Source organism: Rhodococcus sp. T9N, from assembly GCF_024436645.1.
Lineage (GTDB): Bacteria > Actinomycetota > Actinomycetes > Mycobacteriales > Mycobacteriaceae > Rhodococcus_F > Rhodococcus_F qingshengii.
In genome coordinates this window covers 1-20,365 of record NZ_JAMSKS010000082.1, presented here as the reverse complement: position 1 = coordinate 20,365, position 20,365 = coordinate 1, and the positions used below count along the sequence as shown (strand labels likewise).

Sequence of the window (20,365 nt, the reverse complement as noted above, 5' to 3'; positions counted from 1 at the left end):
GTCGAATTGCTGGGGGCGGTCGTTGTCAGGTCGGAATTCCCTCGCGGATCACGTTCGGCACCGCAATGCCCAGGGCCCGGAACTGTTGGCAGGGATTCATGAATTCGCGCTGCTGGCTGATCTTTCCGTCCACGAAGCGGAAGAAATGGATGAAATGATTCTCGTAGCGGCCTTCGGGATAGCCGGTGAATCGGATGATGCCGGCGCCGTCGCACTCGACCCAGAAGCGATCGGGATCCTGTGTATCGAAGATCTCGATGTTGAACCATGACCAGTCCGGGAAGCACTCGAGCGACCACACGGCATGTTCAGCGAGTCGATCTCTTCCCTTGATCATGATCGGTTCGCCGGTCTCGGTAGTCCACAGGCCGCCCTCGCCGTCCTGGGTGAACAGTTCGTGTCTTCTCAACCGATCGAGGCCCCGTGTCTGCATATAACGAGCGACCACGCTCCGATTCCTTGAACGTGCCGCCTCTTGCTCGGGGCCGAAAACTTCGTACATCGCATGACCTCTCGGAATGTGCACATGCCTGAAACTCGGAAAATCACTGAGTGGCAACGATTTCGATTCGCTGTGCGCACGATCCGAACGGGTGCGCCGTTGACTCGGTGGTAACTGACGCCCTAACGATGACAGTATGGCTCCGAGATCTGCAACGATATGACGCCTCACTGAAGATGCGCGCAAGCGTTGCATCAGATCTGTGCTCGCGAAAAGTGTGACGAATCAAGTGATTACGCGCCAGCGTGTCTGATGAATCACCAATGATGCTCGCGAGGACAGGTATTCGGCGCGGAAAGCTGTCTACGGCTCACCCGAACCCTAGCCAGCGCAGGAACGGCGGATTACCGTAATGGCATGACTGAGACAGTGATTCGTGAAGGCGACAAGGTCGCAACATTCATCAACATTCTGGAACTCAAGGACCCGGCGAAGCAGCAGGACTTGATCGATGTCCTCAACGAGGGCACCGAGAAGGTCATCAAGCACCAGCCCGGCTTCATCTCGGTGAATCTCTTCGCCAGCCGGGACGGTTCTCGTGTCGTCAACCTGGCCCAGTGGAGCAGCCCTGACGACATCAAGGCCGTGGCCACCAATCCCGACGCGCAGGTCTTCGCGAAGAAGGCGGCCGAGCTTGCCACCCCGGCACCAGGCCCCTATTCGGTCGCCTCGGTGACACAGGCCTGATCAATACCAACATCCACCACAGAGCCCAGGCGGGAACCACCGGTTCCGCCTGGGCCTTCTCTTTGTCGGCACCCGAAAGGACTACAGCGATGGCCAGCAAAGACCTGACCACGACACGCCCCCCGATCAGTATCGCCGGGGCCGGGATCGGCGGATTGTCCGCCGCTCTGGCCCTGCACGAGCGAGGCCACGAGGCTGCGCTGTTCGAATCCGCACCCGAGATCGTTCCCCTGGGCGTCGGGATCAACGTCCAGCCCACCGCGATCGCCGAACTGTCCAGACTGGGCCTGGCCGATCAGCTCGCGAGGATCGGCGTTGCCACACAGGCTCATCGATACGTCGACCATCGCGGTCGGACCCTGTGGACCGAACCCCGAGGAATCGCAGCGGGCCACGACTATCCGCAGTACTCCGTGCACCGGGGTCACCTGCAGATGATGCTCCTCGACGCGGTAACCGAGCGACTCGGGCCAGGAGCCGTGCACTCCGACGCCCGGCTGTCCAACATCTCTGGCAGCGGCGAGACGGCGATACAACTGACCGTCGTGAACTCGGACGGCCGAAGCCGCATACTCGACACCGACGTCCTTGTCGGAGCTGACGGGCTGCACTCGACCGTCAGGCGCTGGCTTCATCCTGACGAGGCGCCGGTCAGCGTCGCGGGAACCACCATGTGGCGAGGATTGGCCGACCTGCCGTACATCTTTCTCGACGGCGTGACAATGATCATCGCCAACGACGGCACGGGCACTCGCCTGGTGGCGTATCCCTGCAGCGAACAAGCGAGCGTAGAGGGGAGGACCCTGCTCAACTGGGTCTGCTTGACTCCCTCCGACAGACGAAGCCCGAGCGAAGACGAGCGCACCGGACTCGTCAACGCACTCGCAGAATGGGATTTCGACTGGTTCGACCTGACAGAGTTGGCAGCCCGCTCTCCGCAGGTCTCCGTGTACCCGATGGTCGACCGGGATCCGTTGAGTCACTGGGGCTCCGGCCGGGTGACGCTACTCGGCGATGCGGCGCACCCGATGTACCCGATCGGGGCCAACGGAGCATCCCAGGCGATCATCGACGCCGGCGCACTGGCAGAGTGCTTCACACGGGCAACCGACCCGGTCTCGGCACTGCGATCCTACGAAGCGATGCGCATCATCCCGACAACAAGCATCGTTGAGGCAAATCGGGCGATGAACGAGTCCGAGAAGAAGACAGCCTCCCGCGCCGGCGATCCTGCGGCCGCCCCAGCCCGGCGCCTTCGTGAAATCACCACCGAATACAGGACTGTGGTCGACCGCTCCACCGCACGGTAAAACCGGCAAGAAGCACTCGACGTATGGCCAGCCGTGACCATGCCGAACTGCGGGGCGCCCCTGATTCCAGGAGCGCCCCGCAGTGTCGTTTGCGTGCGGTTAGTCGGCCGATCCGGTGATCTGGCGCTGACTGAGAGTGGCAAGAAGTTCGTGCTCGGACTCTTCCTCCGCGCGGTTCAGTGCTTGAACTTCGTCCTCAGGGTCCGGACCCAAAAGTGAACCGGGATAGGGTCTTCCCGCGGCGCCGAGCTTGTTCATCCGCTTGGGAACTGCCGCTCCCTGATAATCCAACGCCTCGCCGTCGCGTCCGAGCGGCTGATGCGTTTCCAGATAGGCCCCTGACGGCAAGCGTTTGATGATGCCTGTCTCGATGCCGTGTTCGAGGACCGCGCGGTCGCTGCGCTGCAGGCCGATGCAGAACCGGTAAGTCACGAAATACGCTATCGCTGGCAAGACGATCACACCGATTCGTCCCGCCCAGGTCATCGCGTTGAGCGATATGTGAAATTTCAGCGCGATGAGGTCGTTGACACAGGAAATCGTCAGCACGACATAGAAGGCAATCGCCATCGCCCCGATTGCCGTACGCACCGGAACGTCGCGGGGGCGTTGCAGAAGATTGTGATGGCTGTCCTCACCGCTCAAACGCTTTTCGATCCACGGATACGCAATCATCAGGACGAACACCGCACCCATTGCGAGTGCAACCCAGAATGCCGAGGGAATGGTGTACCGGTTGAACAGATAGATTTCCCAGGCCGGGATCAGGCGCGCTATACCGTCGGTCCACATCATGTAGAAGTCGGGCTGGGAGCCTGCAGAAACTTGCGCAGGGTTGTATGGGCCCAGAACCCAGATCGGATTGATCTGCAACAGGCCACCCATCACGGCGAGTATCCCGAAGACGAGGGCAAAGAAGGCGCCCGATTTCGCCGCGAACACCGGAAGGATTCGGACGCCGACGACATTGTTCTCGGTGCGTGCAGTCCCCGGGAATTGTGTGTGCTTCTGGTACCAGACAATCGCCAGGTGCGCTGCGACAAGAGCAAGGATCAAACCCGGAAAGATGAGCACGTGCATGACGTAGAGCCGCGGGATCAGCAACGTCCCCGGGAACTCACCACCGAAGATGGCCCAATGCAGCCATGTACCGACGACGGGTATGGCCATCGTGATTCCACCGAGCGGCGAGCGCAATCCGGTACCGGAGAGCAAATCATCCGGCAGAGAGTATCCGAAGAAGCCCTCGAACATCGCCAGAATGAGGAGCAAGGATCCGATCACCCAGTTGACTTCACGGGGTCGGCGAAACGCACCGGTGAAGAAGATGCGCGCCATATGCACGATCATCGACGCCGCGAACATCAGTGCGGCCCAATGGTGAACCTGGCGGACAAACAACCCACCGCGCACTTCGAAGGAAATATCGAGTGAGGTTTCGTATGCACGCGACATCACCACCCCGTTGAGCGGTTGGTACGCCCCCTGATAGACGACCTCGGCCTGTGAGGGGTCGAAGAACAACGTCAAGAACACGCCTGTGATGAGCAACACCACGAAGCTGTAGAGGGCGATCTCGCCGAGCAAGAAGGACCAATGCGTGGGGAATACCTTGTTGATCTGACGGCGTAGTCCTGGTGCCAGGTGAAAGCGCGAATCGACCTCATCGGCCTGCCTGCTTGCGACCCTGCTGACGAGGGAACTCACAATCGCCTCCCGAAAATTGGAGCGAGATGAAAGCGCCGACTCTGAAACGAGACATGAGTCGGCACACTGGAATCCGAAATAGTCTTACACCTTGTAGTACTGCCCGAAACCGTGTCGTCGCATCACCAAAGAGGTTCGCGAAAAGATTGGCCAGAGTGTCGATTTCGGCTTCCTGTCGTTCGACATATATAGAGTGAGTTAACTCAACTGAATGCGAAATAGGGGAGCGGGCATGCCGGAATATCTACTGTTGGTTCACGAAGACGAAGAACAGATCGAACGATGCGAACGAGAAGATCCCGGAGCCCTCGAAGCGCGCTATCAGGCATTCCTCGCCGATCACGCCGATGTAGTGACCCAGTCGCGGAGGCTGCACAGTTCCTCGTCCGCCACCAGTCTCCGCCGCGGCGATGGGGACGGCGTCACCATCATCGACGGGGTGTTCGCTGAAGCGAAGGAGGTGATAGGCGGATTCTTCGTCATCGAAGCGGACGACCTCGATGCCGCCCTGGTCATCGCCCGCGAATTGCCGGCGCCTTTCGGCGGGATCGAAGTACGTCCGATCCGCGGAATCTGACCGCGCGTGCAACAGATGGATCACGGCAACAGGGGGACCGAGCTGATGCACCAAGTTGGCGTTCACGCTGCAATCGCGGACGCGCACCGAACGGGATGGGCATACGTTCTCGCCGCAGCGGCTCGAACAACCCTCGACCTCGATCTCGCCGAAGAATGCGCGCAGGAGGCATACGCCTCGGCCCTGACCAACTGGGCCGAACATGGCGTACCCGAAAGTCCCGTCGCGTGGTTGACCACTGTGGCGCGAAGAAGGGCCATCGATTTCATCCGACGCCGCGACTTGCTCGACACCAAGCTTCCCCTGCTCATCGTCGGCGACGCATACAACCTCGACGACCAAGACATCCCCGACGACAGACTCAGGTTGATCTTCACCTGCTGTCACCCAGCACTACCCGTCTCCACACGCGTGGCTCTGACCTTGCGGCTGGTCTGCGGGCTCTCCACACCGGACGTTGCACGAGCCTTCCTCGTATCGGAATCGACGATGGCAGCACGCATCACCCGCGGCAAAAAGAAGATCGCTACCGCCGGAATCCCCTACCGCGAGCCAGCCGCAGAGGAACTCGCCAGCCGGGTCGATGCGGTTGTCGATGTGATCCACCTCGTCTTCACCACAGGCCACACCGCCCCCTCCGGATCAGAGCTGCAACGACGGGATCTCACTGAACGCGGGCTGCACCTGGCACGACTACTGCACGAGCTGCTACCGCACCAATCCGAGCCGACAGGGCTCCTCGCATTGGTCCTGCTGACCGATGCCCGCCGCGAAGCTCGATCCGACAGCGACGGCCAACTGTTGCGACTGAGTGAACAAGACCGCCAACTCTGGGACCACACAGCAATTCACGAGGGCCTCACTCTGGCCCGCCACGCGATGAAACAGCGCCCCCCGAGCCGCTATGCACTGATGGCAGCCATTGCCGCAGTGCACGCCCAAGCCGGTAGATGGGACGAAACCGACTGGATCCGGATCGTGGACCTCTACAACCAGATGGTGACCATCTGGCCCTCACCAGTCGTCGCGCTCAACCGTGCCATCGCCATCGGTGAAGCCTTCGGTCCCAAAGCAGGCCTCGCGGCATTGGATCCTCTCGGTACCGACCACCAACTTTCCGGCTACCACTACCTGCCCGCAGCCCGAGCTGACATGCACCGCAGACTCGGCAACATCAAAGAAGCTCTCTGCGCTCTCGACGAAGCCCTGATCTTGGTCGAAAACGATGTCGAGCGTCGCTTCCTCGAACAGCAACGAAAAATTCTTTCGGAAACTGTCGATTCGGGACGTTCGGTATCCGACAACTAGATAGGAGGACAGATCCAACACAGGAGGGGACCTGAATGTCGGTAACGAACAAGCGCTTAGAACCTGCACGCGGGCACAACCACCAGCGCATCGTCGAAGACATCGCCCTTGCCTACGCCAGCGCGGACAAGCGAACCAAAGGTGTGCTTCTCGACGAACTGTGCGCCCGCACCGGATGGCACCGAAGCCACGCTCGCCGCGTGCTGAAATGGACCACCACCCCCAGAGCTGTCGACCCGCAACCTCGATCACGGCTGAAGTACAGCCCAGAGACAGTGGAATTACTTACCTGGTGCTGGAAACTTCTCGACATGCCGACCGGAAAGCGGCTCGTCCCAGCGCTTCCCACGCTCGTCGACGCACTCATCCGTCACGGCCACCTCACCTCGGGGACGGCAACTACAGAACAGTTGTTGAGCATGTCGTCGGCGACTGTGGACAGAACCCTAGCCGCAGAGCGTGCACGCAGTACCCACCCGAACCTATGCCCGGCACATGCGCTCGTAGCCGCTGACGCCCCGATCCGCCGTCTCGTCTCTCAGCCCTCAGCAGCACCAGGACACATCGAAGCCACGATCCACCACCACGGAGACAGATCCTCGATCGTCACCCTCACCAGCACAGCTACCGCCACACGATGGACGACGTACCGTTCCTTCGACTACCGCAAAGCCGATGCACTGGGCGCGGCACTGACCTCGATCGGACACGACCTTCCCTTCGCAATCGAAGCGTTGACAGCGACAACATCCGATGAACAACTCGCCGCACGGATAGAGCACTGGTGCGTAGAACAGAACGTCGACTTCTACTTACGCTTGGGTACACCCCACACCCCGAAAACCGGTCAAGCCCAAGACGTTCCTGCACCCACCGAACACTGCACCAGCAACGCGGCCATCGACCTCCTCAACGAGATCTGGCGCGCGCGTGCAGGATTGATCAACAACTTCTACTGCCGGCAATTCGATGCCCGCGGAACCGTCACCACGGCCACACCGTGGCAGATGGTCCACGCCCACCCACTCATAGCTGACGAAGACAAAGCAATCTTCCGTGATGAACACAACAGCGCTGATCCGGTCCAACTGAACAGTTGCCTGACCGCTCTGACCGCGCGCTACGTCAAATTGCACCAAGCCGAGGAGATGTGTTCGCCGATCAAAGCAACGGACAGGTCTTCGCGCCTCCAGCGACCCGCTGGCGCGGACACTGGAGCGCAACTGACCCAGCTACGGCCGAACTCCACACTGACGCCTACGGCGCTGGCTAGCCGAAGTCGCTGGAGTTGCTTCTCAGGCCAAGACGGTCACATCGCTTGAAAGGCTGCCGCTGATCGACGGCGGGAAGTCCTCAACAGTGGTGCTCGAAGCATCGAAATATACTCCAACACAACATTACTCAACGTACGACACCGACAATGGAGTGGTATCTCTCATGCAAGAAGTGGCAGTCAACCACTACGCGGACTGGTCGCACTGGAACTGGCTGGGATGGACCGCCCTACTGGTTTTGACCGGCGTGCTGTTCGTCGGAATCGTCGCCGCGATCTTCGTCGCGATCGACATCGATCGCACACCGTACCGAGACAACGAGCTGGGCTGCTACCTCAGCGCGGCCCTCTTCTCAGCCGCAGCATTCCTCGGATTCACCGGCACCCTGACATATTTCGTACGCCACCTACCCGGAGCAGGTGGGTCCCTACTGGTCTGCCTGGCAGCGAGTGGCGCTGTCGTCCTCGGGCAGTACCTTGTTCACCGTTCATTCGCGGAACTCGTCACGGGTGAAACCCCGAGCGAATGGATCTGGAGAGGTTCCTCGATTGCGGCAACCTCAAGCGGTGTAACGGCATTCGGATACGACGGACTCAACCGTATCGCCTCATGGATCCCCTCATCCGTTTCATTCGTTGTCGCTCTCATAGTGGCAGGACTACTCACGGCACTTGCCTACACGCTCGGGGAACACTCGACTGCGGGATAAAGTGCACGCGACAATTCGGTGGCTAGAACTCGCGTTCCAGACCTGTGGGTGTAGCGGCGGAAGTCGCAGCCCTAAATTCAAGGACCTTCTAAAAAATAGGGGGCAACCGGGGAAGTACGCCGACGGGAAACTGAGGATCTGCGGAGTTGGCGAGGACACGGCAGAAGCAGAGTCCTGTTTAGATCCCTGATCGTCGTGTCTTCGATAGTTTCCATCGGCGTGCGCGATCATAGAGTTCGCATGGCATGCACCATCATTTAAGGCGACTCGCGCAGCCGAGCCATCGCCAGAGAGCGAGGCGGTAATGGCAGTGACTTCCCCCCGGATCCGGCTGTGGGACGACAACCCCAGCAGTCTGGATTTTCTCGGCTTCGACGCGGTGGTAGATCCGATCGTCTCGGCAGTACGTGAGCATCACATCCACCCGCTGACGCTGTCCGTGCAGAGCCCGTGGGGTGGGGGCAAATCAACGATACTCAAACTCATCGAAGCTGCATTCAAAGGCGACCGGACGTGCTTTGTCGTGTCCACCAACCCGTGGGCGTACGACGACCAGGACGACGTCAAAGGCGCCCTGATCTCCGAGATACTCCACGGGATCCAATCTCAGATCACGGACGAAGGTGTCAAGGAGAGCGTCGCGAACAAAGCGAAGGAGCTGCTGGGGCGTATCAGCTGGAGCCGAGCTGCAGTTGCGATCGCCAAGGGAGCACTGACCTTTCAAGTCGACCCGCAGGAGATCGCTGACATCTTCCGGCCGAAGGACCCGGCGGGACCGGACTCGATGGCCGGCTTCAACGGCGCCTACAAGGAACTGCTCGCGCTGATTCCTGATGTGCAGCGGGTCGTAGTCCTCGTCGATGACCTCGATCGGTGTCTGCCTGATGCGGTGACCGCCACCCTCGAAGCCATCAAGCTGTTCCTCTCGACTGAAAAGATGGTGTTTGTCCTCGCGGCAGACCAGGACATGGTGCGCGACGCGATCTCGGTAAGCCTAGACGGAGCGAGACGAGGGGATGTGTTCGCGAAACGGTATCTGGAAAAAATCGTCCAGCTTCCGATCACGCTTCCTCGTCTGTCAGCCGCCGACGCGGAGGCCTATATCGGGCTGTTGATCGCCGGTCGCTCCATGGACGCTGGGCAACTACGTGCACTTGCTGATCACGTGCGTACTCGACGAAACGCGAATCAGGCCCCGCTGCTTCACGATCTCGGAGCGCTGCCTGCGACGCCGAATCCGGAGGATCTCTCGCTCGCGACTCAACTTGCTGAAGGCCTCAGCGCGGATCGCCGCTCGAACCCGCGCCAGATAAAGCGGTTCCTTAACGCCTTTGGCGTCCGCGAGTCCATCGCCCGGGCACGCGGCGTCACCGTGGCGCCAGCAGTGATGATCAAGATGCTGCTACTCGAAGAGCTCTACCGATCCTCGTTCAACACCTTGGCCGGCGTGTCGGCTCAAGCTCGTAAGGATCTGCTTATGCGCTGGGAGTCGTGGGCGAACCCAGCAGGAGACGAAGAGGCGGCCGCGCTCCCGGAGGGCATCGACGAAGCGACACGAGAGTGGGCAGCATCCTCGCCAGCATTGCGGGAGGAGGACCTCGACCCCTATATCAGCCTTGCTGCAAGCCTCATAAACGTCAGCATGGGCGCTCAGGTATCGGATGACGTACTCGACCTCATCAATGCCCTGCTCGGAGAGAGCGAAGCAGCCCGCAATGTTGCAGCCGACACCCTTTGTGAGCGAGGGCAGGACGAGCAGCTCGCAGCCCTCGACGTCCTAATCACCGCGAGCAAACGCACTGAGGACGCCGAAGCAGTCGTCCGTGCCGCAGTGCTCTGGGTCGGCAAGAACAATGCCCTCGATGATGCGGCCGCCACTGCAATCGCAGCGCACTGCTGGGGCACTCGACTGACGCCGGGCGCGATCGTCGAGCTCGCGAGCAGCGGCCGCCCCGCGCTGATCGCGCTGGTCCGTCGCGCAGCGGCAGACGCCACGTTGCACCCCTCGACCCTACAAACTGCGCGCGACGAAGTGGAGGACCTCCGTGGGAACTAGTGGAGCCTACGGCGGCAGCAACTCGACCGAGTGGAACGACTTCCGTGACGCCTGGAGTGGTCTGGGCGATACCGACGCAAGCGAAGGCGACGGAGCGACCGATCCGAATGGTTCTCCGGACGCTCCGCTCGATCCTGATTCTGCCCGGCCCGAGCCCGACCTTGATCGGGTCGGACAGGCACTTGCTGACGCATTGTGGCGGGATGACCCCTCATCGCAAGGCAACAGTGTTCCGCCGATCCCGCGACCGCGAGTTCCTGGGCGTCGCGGTGCCGGCGCGGGGGGAGCTGGCGGCGGCGGCGGATCTACCAGCCGATCGGCAGGTACTGGCAGGTCCGGGAGCAGGTCTTCTCGCCAAGTCATCGGCGGGGCGTCCCGGGGTGGCGCAACGATCGGCGCCGCGTATGCGCTCCGCAACCGCGACGCCCAAGGCTTGGCAGACTACGGGCTCTCTCTCGCCGAGTTTGATGGCCTCAGCCCACGCGCTCGTATCAGCAGGTTGGTCACTCTCATGATCGGAGACGACGGGCACCCCGACGATCGCGCCATCCGGCAGGCCGCCACGGAACAGGTCAAGAAGATCGTCGCAACCGACGCGGAAGCACCCACTGCTAGCGAGGCGATAAAAGGGTTTGTCAGCGCCTACATCTTCCAGCTCGGGCTCGTTGAGCTGCAAAACCAGATCACCAACGGAACATTGGACGGCGCCGAAGCCCTCACCCGAGAGCGCATGCTGCGCGGTTGGATCGAGGCGAAAGTGCGTGGCCTCGACATCGACACCACCCCCGCGCTGAGGGCGAATACTCTGCACCAGGCCGCAGCCGATCTGGCACAACGAGCCGTCCGCGTCCTTCGAGCAAGGTAACCGACATGCCACAGACCAGTTTTTACGTCTCCAGCGAGGACTCCTCCACTGGCACCCCAGCGACGCACCACCGGCTGAGATGGCCGATGGCACCCGGCGAAACGGACACGATTCAAAGCGGCCTTGGCTGGTGGCTCCCGACGTTCGGAGACCTCCCGAACCAGGCTGTTGACCTCGTCCGGCTCGCCGGTGCCGCCTATGCGGTGGACCGCCTCTCCGACAGGCCCGCGTCTTTTACCAGACGTCTCGATCTGACGGTCGAGGTCTGTGACCCCTCTGTGTGGGAGGGCGGACCCGCGGATCAGTTTGCGCAGTTGCTGTGCTGGCTCACCGGAGACACCTGGGAGTTGGAGCTGGTGCAGGACCAGACGACGAAACCCGATCCGGCGTGCAGTGAAGATTCGGGATCAGTAGACTCCGTCGCGCTTCTGAGCGGCGGCCTGGACTCCTACCTCGGTGCCCTCCACTTGCTGGGTACCGGTGATAAAGCGCCGTTGTTCGTCGGCCATTACGACACTGCGACCGCTGTCCGGCACGCTCAGAACACGATTCGCCAGTGGCTGCAATCCTCATATCCCTCTGCCCCGTCTTACACGCAGATCGAATTCACTCAGGTCGGGCAGAAGAAGGAGAGTTCCAGCCGCAGCCGTTCGCTGCTGTTCGTTGCGCTCGGGGTCGCAACAGCTGCAAGGCGAAACGCCTCCGTGCTCTTGGTCCCGGAGAACGGGTTCACCAGCCTGAACCTCCCGCTGCACCCTAATCGGGCCGGTGCGCTCTCCACCAGGTCAACCCACCCCGAGACCTTCTATCGAATCAACACCCTGTTGCAAGACATAGGCCTGGACATCTCGGTGAGAAACCCGTTCGCCGCTTACACCAAGGGCGAAGAAATGCGGCTCGTCGCCGACAACGATCCGCCAACCGGCTGGGAGCACATTGCGGGCTTAACCGTGTCGTGCAGCAAGCTTGATGGCGCTCGCATCAAGGGCGGCAACTCGACCTTGAACTGCGGACTTTGCTACGCCTGCGTCACACGCAAAGGAGCCTTCATCGCGGCCGGAATCACCGACCACACCATCTATCTCGCCGATACCCTGACCCCGGCGGGGCGCGATGAACTCTTGGAGCGACGGTACAGTGACCGCGCCGCTATCAGTTACGCCACAGCACGCGGGATCGACGACGGCGCGATCGACGCTGGGACTTGGCCCCCTGACGCGGACCTCGACGCTATCGAAGACCTCGCACATCGGGGCCTTGCCGAACTCGGACAGGTGGACCTCACATGACCCTTATGCCACTTCCCGCGCTTGATGCACACGCACACATCGCTCCCGACGTCACACGTCCGCAGATCGCCGCATTGGGGGAGGCCGTGGTGTTCGCGATGACGCGGAGCCTCACCGAAGCAGCCCAGGTGAGGAACCAGAGCAACAGCACCCTGATCTGGGGCATTGGTGTACACCCAGGTGTGGCAGCATCCCGCGAAGGCTGGGACCCCGATCAATTCCGAAAGCTTCTTCCCTCGTTCGCGCTGGTCGGCGAAGTAGGGCTGGACCGACGCGGCGGAGACTGGACGCGCCAGCGCGCCATTTTCCACGAGATCCTGACCATCGTTCGAGACGAACCAGTACTCGTCTCCATCCACAGCACCGGAGCCGCAACGGAAGTGGTAAGCCATCTGTACGACTCATCGATGAGAGGGGCCATCCTGCACTGGTTCACCGGCGATGCAACCGACACTCAACGTGCGATAGGCGCTGGCTCCTTTTTCTCCGTCAACGCCGCGATGACCTTGGAACAAATCAGGCTCTTACCGCGAGATCGAGTGCTCTGCGAAACGGACTTTCCAGCACGGAAGGTACGTGCCCGAAAGCCCGCCGACATCGAGCGTGCGGAACTTTTGCTGAGCAAGGCCTGGGGAGTTTCACCGGACGAGGTCCGAGCGACAACATGGTGGAACCTGCGGACGCTGAGCGAGCAGACAGGAGCCATCGAGCGCCTGCCTGAAGCAGTCGCGGACCGACTACTTTATCTCTAACTGCGAGCTTCCCTGAGTTCATCCGCTTGCCCCCTCTGAAACTGGGGTGATGACATGTCCCTGGGTGATGGTTGGGGGTGCTATCTGTTTCGCACGATGTTGGCGAGGGAATCTCCCACGGTTCGCTCGAATACGTAGTTCATTCCAGCGCTGAAGGACTCAGCTTTCGATCCAGGTTTCGGATCGCGTCCGAGTCGAAAACCGGGTAGTCCGGCGAAGGTCGGCCAGTAGAGCATCTGTCCGAAAAGAAGGTCGGCCAGTAGAGCATCTGTCCGAAAAAGCGGTCGACGACCCACTGGTATCGCAGAACGATGATCTCGTCTGCCCCTGTGAGTAGGAAGGGGAACCTCGTCATTGTGAAGCGTTGTTGATGGACAGAACCTTGCTGACGCTCCCGGCTGAGCTGATCGCGGTAGTCCTCGATGGGGCACGACATTTCCTTGAAGCAATACTCAAGATGAACGACGAAGTGACATTCTCGGGCCGTCACTTAGGTTTCACCTGGTCTATGACCAGCAAGATCACCTCGTACCTTCGGCCGACGTTGTTCGTGGACGAACAAGTCCGCGGCCCCTTCACGATGTTCACACACGAGCACCGCTTCGAGTCCACCGAACAGGGAAGACACTGATGACGGACGTGGTCACGTTCAGTGTGCCTTTCGGCATTCTCGGCCGCGCCGCATCTGTCATCGCGATGATCTACCTCAGACACCTCATCAAAGAGCGAGGCAGATACATCGCCACCCAAGCACAACACCACTAGAAACACCGGTGCTCGATGCGGGCCGCTACGCCGTTCATCGCACGAGAAGCACCGCCAGCACTCTCCCGGCGGGTCTATCTCTTTAACGGTGTTTCGGCGGTTTTCCATCAGTAAGTTTCCGATCCCGGCCAACGATCGGCGAACGTGATCGCAAACGCGTTCAGAGCGGGCTTCCACCTCGTTATCCATCGTGCCTGGCCCTTGCCTGTCGGGTCGAGCGAACGTGTCACCAAATACAGACACTTCAGCGCAGCCCCCTCGGTAGGGAAATGGCCACGAGCTTTCACCGCCCTCCGATAACGGGCATTGAGGGACTCAATCGCGTTGGTAGAGCAGAGCACTCGCCGTATCTCTGTGTCGTAATCGAGGAACGGAATGAACTCCTGCCAAGCGTTGGTCCACAATCGGATGATCGCCGGATACCTCTCACCCCAGTGCTCGGCGAGATCGTCCAGCCCCGCGTGAGCGGCAGCCTCGGTCGGTGCCGTGTAGATCGGTCTGAGATCGTGTTTGAGTGCGTCCCAGTGTTGACGTCCCGAGAGCCGAAAGGTGTTGCGGATCAAATGCACGACGCACGTTTGTACCGTCGTGGCCGGCCATACGTTCTCGACGACTTCCGGCAGGCCTTTCAATCCGTCGCAGACCAGGAAGAACACATCCCGGGTGCCGCGATTGCGAATGTCCGTCAGCACGCTCATCGAAGAATTTGGCGCCCTCACCGCCGGTGCCGGCCCACAATCCGAGCACGTCGCGGTGTCCGTCGAGGCTGACGCCGATCGCGGCGTAGATCGGCCGGTTTGCGACCTGCCCGTCTCGAACTTTGACGACGATTGCATCGACGAAAATCGCCGCGTATACCTCGTCGAGTGGTCGGGCAGCCCAGTCCTGCATCTCCTCGAGGACCTTGTCGGTGATCCGCGAGATGGTCTCTTGGGGCACCGAGGCGCCGTAGATTTCGGCGAAGTGGGCGGAGATCTCACCGATCGTTAATCCTTTCGCGTACAAGGACATCTCAATCTTGTTGTCAAGCAGCAACGACTCCCGTGGCGGGAGGTGAATCATGGTAAATGGTGTTGTCTCGGAGCATGGCCCACAGGACGTTGACGCGGCGGCGGGCGAGGGCGAGGACGGCTTGCTTGTGTGTTTTACCTTCGGAGCGTTTGCGGTGATAGAAGGCGTGCGATTGTGCGCTTCGGCGGGTCGAGATCTGGGCGGAGAGGTACATCGTCCGCAGCAGACCTCGGTGGTATCGCCGGGGACGGCGCAGATTCCCGTTGATCCGTCCGGAATCGCGGGGTTGCGGTGCCAGGCCGGCGAATCCTGCGAGTTGGTCGACGCTGGTGAACGCGGCCATGTCGCCGCCGGTGGCGGCGAGGAATTCCGCGGCCAGCAGTGGACCGAAACCGGGCAGGCTCACGATGATGTCGGCGGAGCGATGTCGGCGAAATCGTTCCTCGATCGCGGTGTCGAGTTCGGCGATTTCCGCGTCGAGGGTGATCACCGCCTGCGCAAGTCGGGCGATCATCTGCGCGGCCACCGTTTCCCCGGGCAGCGAGATGCTCTGCTGCGCGGCCGCTACCGAGGCTTTCTGTGCCAATGCCGCTGCGCCGCGGACGTGCTGCTTACGCAGCCATGCTTCGATTCTGGCGACTCCGGCGCGGCGGATCGCGCTCGGCGTCTGGTACCTGGTCAGCAGCATCAAAGGCCCTTGGTTGGTCAGGGTCAGGGCACGTTCGAGCGTTGGACAGACCTCGAGCAACTGTGCCCGCAGGCGGTTGATCTGCCGGGTGCGGTCGAAGACCACATCGAGGCGGTGACCAGTCAAGATGCGCAGGTCTACAGCGATGTCATCGCCAGGCCGCAGCAGGCCGAGGTCGCGGCCTGGTCGGCGATGACGAACGCATCGCGGGCATCTTCTCCGAACTAAAAATGATCTTGCAATTTGAGGGTTGGAATCTTGTTCGACGAGTTCAGTGATGAGGTTGATGGCTGAGCGGGGTCGTGATGGTGCGGCCGGCGGAATCGGCGAAACTGGGGATTCCCAAGGTGACCGCGCTGTTGCGGCGGGCGGCGATCTGATCCATCTCGGCGAGCTTGGCGCGGGCACCGACGAGGCTGACCTTCAGGCCCTCGGCCTCGCCGAACCAGCGGTGGGATTCGGCTTCGGCGATACGGGCGAGGAGGTTGTCCCGGATCTGCTCGAGGCGAGGTCGGGCGGCGGGGTCGGGGCGCAGAAGCGGGCAGCGCAGACAGCTGTGTTCATGGATGCAGGGAGTGTCGTACGAGCGGCCGCAGTCGCCGACGGCGACCTTGCGTTGTTCGAAGTGGCCGACGAATTGCGCCCATTCCTCATCGGTCGGGGTGCGGTATTCCTCGCTGGGGCGCAGCGCGCGGCGGCGGGCGATGAAGGCTCGATGACCGTTGATCACCTCTTCGGGGTAGACGGCTTTGTATCCAATGGTGGTGTTGATGTCACGGTGTCCAGCGACGAGTTGGGCGATGTGCGGCGGCATCCCGTGAGTGATCGCATCGGTGATGAACAGTCGACGGAAGTCGTGGAAGGTGTAGCGCAGCGGGCGATTACTGGCGTCTTTGACGCCGATCGCAGTCAGCGCGTGGTCGAGATATTGGCGTAGCGCCCTCTCCGATACCGCACGGTTCTCGAGTCGTCGGTGCCATTGGAACAACAGCGGCATGGGTGGGTTGTAGACGCGTTCGTTCTTGTCGTAGGAGACCACCAGCGGCACGTGCGGCTGGCCGAGACGGATCCTGGCGATGATCGCGGACAGCACGTCGGCGAGTTCGGGTGAGATCACCAGCAGCCGTTCGGTGTCGGTCTTCGACGGGGTAATTTGCAGCAACGGGATCAGCTCGCCGGTGGCCGGCAGCCGGTACTGGATCAGGCTGTGGTGGGACAGCTCGGTCAGTTCCTCAATACGAATTCCGGTGTGGCGCAATACCTCCACCACAGCCCACGTCCAGAACCCGCGGTGTTCTTCGAAACTGAGATCGCGGCGCGGTCCACTCTCAGGATCTTCGGCCCAGATTCGGCCGGTGGTTTCTGTCTTCATCTGCGACCGGCGCAGGGTCGCCCCGGCGGCGGTGAACAGTTCACCTGGCCTGGCGCGTTCGGCGGCTGCGAGCAACTCGGCGGCGCCGGTGCGTTCGGCCGCCACCCAGGAGACCAGCGCTGGCAGCACCGGGAGCCGTTCGCGGGTGCGGGCGTCCATGCGGGACTTTCGTTGTGACCGGTCTTTCTTGTGGGAGGCGTCGCTGGCGCTGACCGGGCAGCGCACCGCCCATGGCCCCCATCGGGCCGGATCGTCGTCGGCCCACTCGGCGATGTCGAGGTAGAAGGCTCGCACCGCGGTGAGCACGCTGCGCCCGTCCAGTCGCGCCGAGGCGACATCGACCCGTTCACCGTCGTGGGTGGTCCTCGTGCGGGTGAGCGCGCGTTGCTTCCACGCCGCAGCGACGTCGCGAGGCAGTGTGAGCGAGTCGATGCCAGGGTGGTGGGCCTGCAGATCGGCCCAGAACAACTTCCCGAGCAGGTAAGCCAGGCGTTGCAACGAGGAGAAGTCCACCGACAGCTGACGTTCCCGCAGGTAATCGACCAGCACGTCCCGCACCGGCCGGCAGGCGATCCGGTAGCGGTCGATCAGCTGCTCACAGCTCGGTTGCCCGCGGCCGGAGAACATCTCGATGGCGGCGGGCGCATCTTCGCTCAGGACACCGTGCGCGCGCAGCAGCTGGTAGAACAACGGGCTGTGGGCGTAAGCCTCGGATGTGGCGCGCATGCGGGCTGCGATCCCGAGAAGCTCAACGCAGTCGCCGACGCGCACCGCGTCGACCGAGCCGCCCTTGGCGGCCATGATGACCGCGATCCGGGTCAGTGCCTGCTGCCCGCTCTGCAGTCCGACCCCGCCATCCGTGCACAACTGGGCGAGTGCGGCGAAGGCTCCCGGGTCCCGGGTGCGGGCCATCTCGGTGGCGAGGTTGCGGCGCGCCGGCGCGAACCGCAGCAACCACTCCTGACTGGGCCGGATGACATCGGCACAGATCAGCACCAGCAGCCCGGGGCTCAAGTGCGGCAACGGTTTCGCGCGCAGGGTGTCGGGCCTGACCAGATCCCGCCAGTCCCGCTGCTCTTCCGCGCTGCTGGCCCGCCACCGCTGCTGCCAGCTGTCCCCGGACTGGGTCTGCAGCCAGCTCAGCACCGCCAGGATCCCCAGCCGCCGAGTCTGTTGGCTGTTCGGGTTGTCCAACGCCAACGGCGCGGACAGGACCCGACCGAGTACCTCGGAGCGGCTCGGCTCGGTTGCCGACCACGACACGGCGACAGGCCGGGGCGGGAACGAAGCGAGCAGTTGCGCCCCGGTCGGATTCGCCGACTCGGTGATTGCCAGCGGGGCGTCAACGGTTGGCGTCCAGATCCTCTGGCCGCTGGCGGAGGTCACGTCGCGTCCTTGCCGAACATAATCTGCAGACTCTCGGCGCGGTATTCCGGAGCTGGCGGTGCGTCCGGGGGACGGTCGCGGCGACGCGAATGGAAGGTGAGCATCCCGGCGATCACTTCCTCGGTCACCGGATTCAGGTAGCGCTGTGTGGTGGACAGGTTGGCGTGGCCCATCACCCATTGAATGTCGGCCAGCGGCACCTGCGGGTCGCGAGCCATCCGATACGCGGCGGTGTGGCGAAGGTCGTGCAGCGACCAGTTCGAACCCAATGCTGCGTTGGCGCGGGTGAACATCGCCCGTGCCGCGTCATAGCGTAGCGCCCGAAACGGGCGCCGCAGCGTCCACCACAACGGCTCGTCCCGGCCGGACGGAACGAGACCGTTCAGCTGCGCCTGATACAGCCGAAGCCACACGAACGCGTCAGGTGCGGCGGGCAACGGTTGCAACACCCGGGTTCCCTTCCGGATCACGGTGATCAACTGTTGTCCAGGGTCGACATCGGAGACCTTGGCGCCCAACAACTCCGAGGCCCGCGCCCCGGTCGAGACCCAGAATGCGACCAGTGCCCGGTCGCGATGAGAACCTAGCTGCGCGAACAACTCGTCGAATCGGTCGTCCGGGATGCAGCGCGGCGCCCGCGTCACCACCTTCGGGCGATACCGGCCGCTGCGTTGCCCGGGGAACGGATCCATCGGGTTGTGGTGCGCATTCGCCCGACCTTCGCGGCGGTGCCGAGACAACGGGAACGGATTGACCATCGGCCCAGTGCCTGCCTCCAGGTGAAAGTCGTAGAAGCCCCGCAACACGCTCTCACAGTGCGCAACCGTCGCCGCCTCGTACCGGTCACCGCGAATGGCCTTGCCGGTCAACGAATTCGACCCCGACGAGGCCTGCTGCAAACCCGACTGCAGGGCATCGCCGTCGGGATAACGCCAATGCGGTCGCGCCGGTTTGACCGCGATCTGCAACCAACGGCAAAAATCACGTGCCTCGGTTCGAGTCGCCTGGTCCCAGTCCACCTCGAGCACCCACAAGAACCGGAACCAGCGCAATAGATCCATCCCATACGAACGATGCGTCGTCGCCGGTCTCCCGCACGCCGCCAACTCGGCAAAGAACGCCGCTACCGGCGCGACCACCGTGCCATCACCGTCAACGAGTCGATACGGCTCGAACAGATCTTCCGTCGCCTCGAGCAACCCCAGCGCCGGGACCACCAGTCCGGACAACTCGCGCGGCACGTCCCTGTCGTTGGTCATGAGAAACGAACCTAGCGAGCCCAGTCGAGCCCCGCACGCATCTTCGGAAAGGCCGACACGGTAGTTCGGTCAACAGGTCGGTCTTTCCCTCACCTCGGTACCCGGCCGCGGCCCGGTGCATCATCAGGCCGGTCAGGTACGCGACTGGCTGACTGCGGGCGGCGAGCAGTCCGATCACCAAGGCAGCACCTCCTCGATTGAGGTCGATCGCCCACAACAGCTCGCCACCAGCTGCCAGCGTGAGTGCCTCGTCGATCAGAGTCGTCAACGCGGTCTCGTCGTTAGCGATCCGGCTCGAGAACAACCGCTGACCGGCCTCGTCGATCACCACACAGTGGTGATGCTCTTTACCGATATCGATTCCAGCCCACAACTTGTTCGGCACCAGCTTCACCCTTCGATCGATCTGCTCCATCCGTGCGGTTCCCTGGCAACGACCTCCCCGGCTCAGTCCTACAGCAGCGATGGCTCGCGATTCTCAATCAGCAGTCGAGTCGTTGCAGAAGCTGCGGGTGGCCATGTCCTTGAAGCAGTCCGTGCCGCACCAACATGACAGCCATACCCGCAGCTCCCAGGGGCTCTCCGATCTTACGAATGACCGGATCAAACCCGCACCTAAGAAAGTAGGACCAACATGACAGCCATACCCGCAGCTCCCAGGGGCTCTCCGATCTTACGAATGACCGGATCAAACCCGCACCTAAGAAAGTAGGACAACACGATCTTGTGGACCTCGTTCAATCGACGTTGGCGCTTTTTGACGATCTGAATGGGAGTGTCCGATTAACGGTGGATCCGACCTTGATGTCGGTTAGTTACCGTTCAGGGTGATGCGTCCTTCGAAGGTG

At 62.0% G+C, this 20,365-nt stretch carries 17 protein-coding genes and 2 pseudogenes; 12 read left to right on the top strand and 7 right to left on the bottom strand.

Features of this window, described 5'->3' with window-relative positions; genetic code table 11:
- Positions 1-25 precede the first annotated feature (25 nt).
- A complete protein-coding gene (locus tag M1L53_RS33975; RefSeq protein ID WP_047269924.1) occupies positions 26-502 on the bottom strand; it encodes a PhzA/PhzB family protein in 477 nt (158 codons plus the stop codon).
- Between the two features lie 357 nt (positions 503-859).
- Here M1L53_RS33975 and M1L53_RS33970 point away from each other — a divergent pair, with 357 nt between their 5' ends.
- Entirely contained in the window at positions 860-1,189 is a 330-nt protein-coding gene (locus tag M1L53_RS33970) for an antibiotic biosynthesis monooxygenase (RefSeq protein ID WP_021334645.1), read from the top strand.
- Between the two features lie 89 nt (positions 1,190-1,278).
- The gene (locus tag M1L53_RS33965) at positions 1,279-2,499 is read left to right on the top strand and encodes an FAD-dependent monooxygenase (RefSeq protein WP_209907627.1); all 1,221 of its coding nucleotides are present in this window, start codon (positions 1,279-1,281) and stop codon (positions 2,497-2,499) included.
- A 99-nt stretch (positions 2,500-2,598) separates the two neighbouring features.
- Here M1L53_RS33965 and M1L53_RS33960 read toward each other — a convergent pair whose 3' ends face one another.
- On the bottom strand, positions 2,599-4,206 hold the full coding sequence (locus M1L53_RS33960; RefSeq protein WP_372461207.1) for a cytochrome bc complex cytochrome b subunit: 1,608 nt from the start codon (positions 4,204-4,206) through the stop codon (positions 2,599-2,601).
- A 232-nt stretch (positions 4,207-4,438) separates the two neighbouring features.
- Between M1L53_RS33960 and M1L53_RS33955 the strand changes: the two genes are divergently transcribed.
- The 10 genes from M1L53_RS33955 to M1L53_RS33910 all read left to right on the top strand — a co-directional run bounded on the left by M1L53_RS33955 (position 4,439) and on the right by M1L53_RS33910 (position 13,801).
- Complete coding sequence (locus M1L53_RS33955; RefSeq protein ID WP_021334696.1) at positions 4,439-4,783, top strand: YciI family protein; 345 nt, start codon at positions 4,439-4,441, stop codon at positions 4,781-4,783.
- A gap of 45 nt (positions 4,784-4,828) precedes the next feature.
- Positions 4,829-6,091: an RNA polymerase sigma factor gene (locus M1L53_RS33950; RefSeq protein ID WP_209907625.1), complete on the top strand. Its 1,263-nt coding sequence runs from the start codon at positions 4,829-4,831 to the stop codon at positions 6,089-6,091.
- Positions 6,092-6,126: 35 nt separating this feature from the next.
- Positions 6,127-7,413 carry a hypothetical protein gene (locus M1L53_RS33945; protein ID WP_209907623.1) on the top strand — a complete coding sequence of 429 codons (1,287 nt, stop codon included), beginning with the start codon at positions 6,127-6,129 and terminating at the stop codon, positions 7,411-7,413.
- A gap of 115 nt (positions 7,414-7,528) precedes the next feature.
- On the top strand, positions 7,529-8,074 hold the full coding sequence (locus tag M1L53_RS33940; RefSeq protein ID WP_222671169.1) for a hypothetical protein: 546 nt from the start codon (positions 7,529-7,531) through the stop codon (positions 8,072-8,074).
- A gap of 310 nt (positions 8,075-8,384) precedes the next feature.
- Positions 8,385-10,130: a P-loop NTPase fold protein gene (locus tag M1L53_RS33935; protein WP_209907614.1), complete on the top strand. Its 1,746-nt coding sequence runs from the start codon at positions 8,385-8,387 to the stop codon at positions 10,128-10,130.
- Positions 10,120-10,995 (top strand): hypothetical protein, encoded by an 876-nt coding sequence (locus tag M1L53_RS33930; RefSeq protein ID WP_209907608.1) that lies wholly within the window; start codon positions 10,120-10,122, stop codon positions 10,993-10,995. The genes M1L53_RS33935 and M1L53_RS33930 overlap by 11 nt, the downstream gene beginning before the upstream one ends.
- Positions 10,996-11,000: 5 nt before the next feature.
- Positions 11,001-12,284 carry a queuosine biosynthesis protein queC gene (locus M1L53_RS33925; RefSeq protein WP_209907606.1) on the top strand — a complete coding sequence of 428 codons (1,284 nt, stop codon included), beginning with the start codon at positions 11,001-11,003 and terminating at the stop codon, positions 12,282-12,284.
- Positions 12,281-13,036, top strand: coding sequence for a TatD family hydrolase (locus tag M1L53_RS33920; protein WP_209907597.1), 756 nt, complete (start codon positions 12,281-12,283; stop codon positions 13,034-13,036). Before M1L53_RS33925 ends, M1L53_RS33920 begins: the two co-directional genes overlap by 4 nt.
- A gap of 370 nt (positions 13,037-13,406) precedes the next feature.
- Positions 13,407-13,667 carry a hypothetical protein gene (locus M1L53_RS33915; RefSeq protein ID WP_209907595.1) on the top strand — a complete coding sequence of 87 codons (261 nt, stop codon included), beginning with the start codon at positions 13,407-13,409 and terminating at the stop codon, positions 13,665-13,667.
- Positions 13,667-13,801 carry a hypothetical protein gene (locus M1L53_RS33910; protein WP_261949441.1) on the top strand — a complete coding sequence of 45 codons (135 nt, stop codon included), beginning with the start codon at positions 13,667-13,669 and terminating at the stop codon, positions 13,799-13,801. Before M1L53_RS33915 ends, M1L53_RS33910 begins: the two co-directional genes overlap by 1 nt.
- 107 nt (positions 13,802-13,908) lie before the next feature.
- Here the strand turns inward: M1L53_RS33910 and M1L53_RS33905 are convergent.
- From M1L53_RS33905 to M1L53_RS34835, 5 genes and pseudogenes are all read right to left on the bottom strand, one after another.
- Positions 13,909-14,812 (bottom strand): annotated as a pseudogene (locus M1L53_RS33905) (IS256 family transposase); the annotation flags it as partial.
- 13 nt (positions 14,813-14,825) lie between these two features.
- Positions 14,826-15,715, bottom strand: a pseudogene (locus tag M1L53_RS33900) (IS110 family transposase); the annotation flags it as partial.
- Positions 15,716-15,771: 56 nt separating this feature from the next.
- A complete protein-coding gene (locus M1L53_RS33895; protein ID WP_236737408.1) occupies positions 15,772-18,258 on the bottom strand; it encodes a site-specific integrase in 2,487 nt (828 codons plus the stop codon).
- Entirely contained in the window at positions 18,255-19,517 is a 1,263-nt protein-coding gene (locus M1L53_RS33890; RefSeq protein WP_042448088.1) for a site-specific integrase, read from the bottom strand. The genes M1L53_RS33895 and M1L53_RS33890 overlap by 4 nt, the downstream gene beginning before the upstream one ends.
- Positions 19,411-19,932, bottom strand: a complete 522-nt coding sequence (locus tag M1L53_RS34835) for a transposase (RefSeq protein WP_315974192.1) — start codon at positions 19,930-19,932, stop codon at positions 19,411-19,413. Before M1L53_RS34835 ends, M1L53_RS33890 begins: the two co-directional genes overlap by 107 nt.
- Positions 19,933-20,365: the final 433 nt, after the last annotated feature.

Bases quoted from the DNA above. Each gene is read 5' to 3' on its own strand.
- M1L53_RS33975 (WP_047269924.1), bottom strand. From the start codon at position 502: ATGTACGAAGTTTTCGGCCCCGAGCAAGAGGCGGCACGTTCAAGGAAT.
- M1L53_RS33970 (WP_021334645.1), top strand. From the start codon at position 860: ATGACTGAGACAGTGATTCGTGAAGGCGACAAGGTCGCAACATTCATC.
- M1L53_RS33965 (WP_209907627.1), top strand. From the start codon at position 1,279: ATGGCCAGCAAAGACCTGACCACGACACGCCCCCCGATCAGTATCGCC.
- M1L53_RS33955 (WP_021334696.1), top strand. From the start codon at position 4,439: ATGCCGGAATATCTACTGTTGGTTCACGAAGACGAAGAACAGATCGAA.
- M1L53_RS33950 (WP_209907625.1), top strand. From the start codon at position 4,829: ATGCACCAAGTTGGCGTTCACGCTGCAATCGCGGACGCGCACCGAACG.
- M1L53_RS33945 (WP_209907623.1), top strand. From the start codon at position 6,127: ATGTCGGTAACGAACAAGCGCTTAGAACCTGCACGCGGGCACAACCAC.
- M1L53_RS33940 (WP_222671169.1), top strand. From the start codon at position 7,529: ATGCAAGAAGTGGCAGTCAACCACTACGCGGACTGGTCGCACTGGAAC.
- M1L53_RS33925 (WP_209907606.1), top strand. From the start codon at position 11,001: ATGCCACAGACCAGTTTTTACGTCTCCAGCGAGGACTCCTCCACTGGC.
- M1L53_RS33920 (WP_209907597.1), top strand. From the start codon at position 12,281: ATGACCCTTATGCCACTTCCCGCGCTTGATGCACACGCACACATCGCT.
- M1L53_RS33915 (WP_209907595.1), top strand. From the start codon at position 13,407: ATGGACAGAACCTTGCTGACGCTCCCGGCTGAGCTGATCGCGGTAGTC.
- M1L53_RS33910 (WP_261949441.1), top strand. From the start codon at position 13,667: ATGACGGACGTGGTCACGTTCAGTGTGCCTTTCGGCATTCTCGGCCGC.
- M1L53_RS33890 (WP_042448088.1), bottom strand. From the start codon at position 19,517: ATGACCAACGACAGGGACGTGCCGCGCGAGTTGTCCGGACTGGTGGTC.
- M1L53_RS34835 (WP_315974192.1), bottom strand. From the start codon at position 19,932: ATGGAGCAGATCGATCGAAGGGTGAAGCTGGTGCCGAACAAGTTGTGG.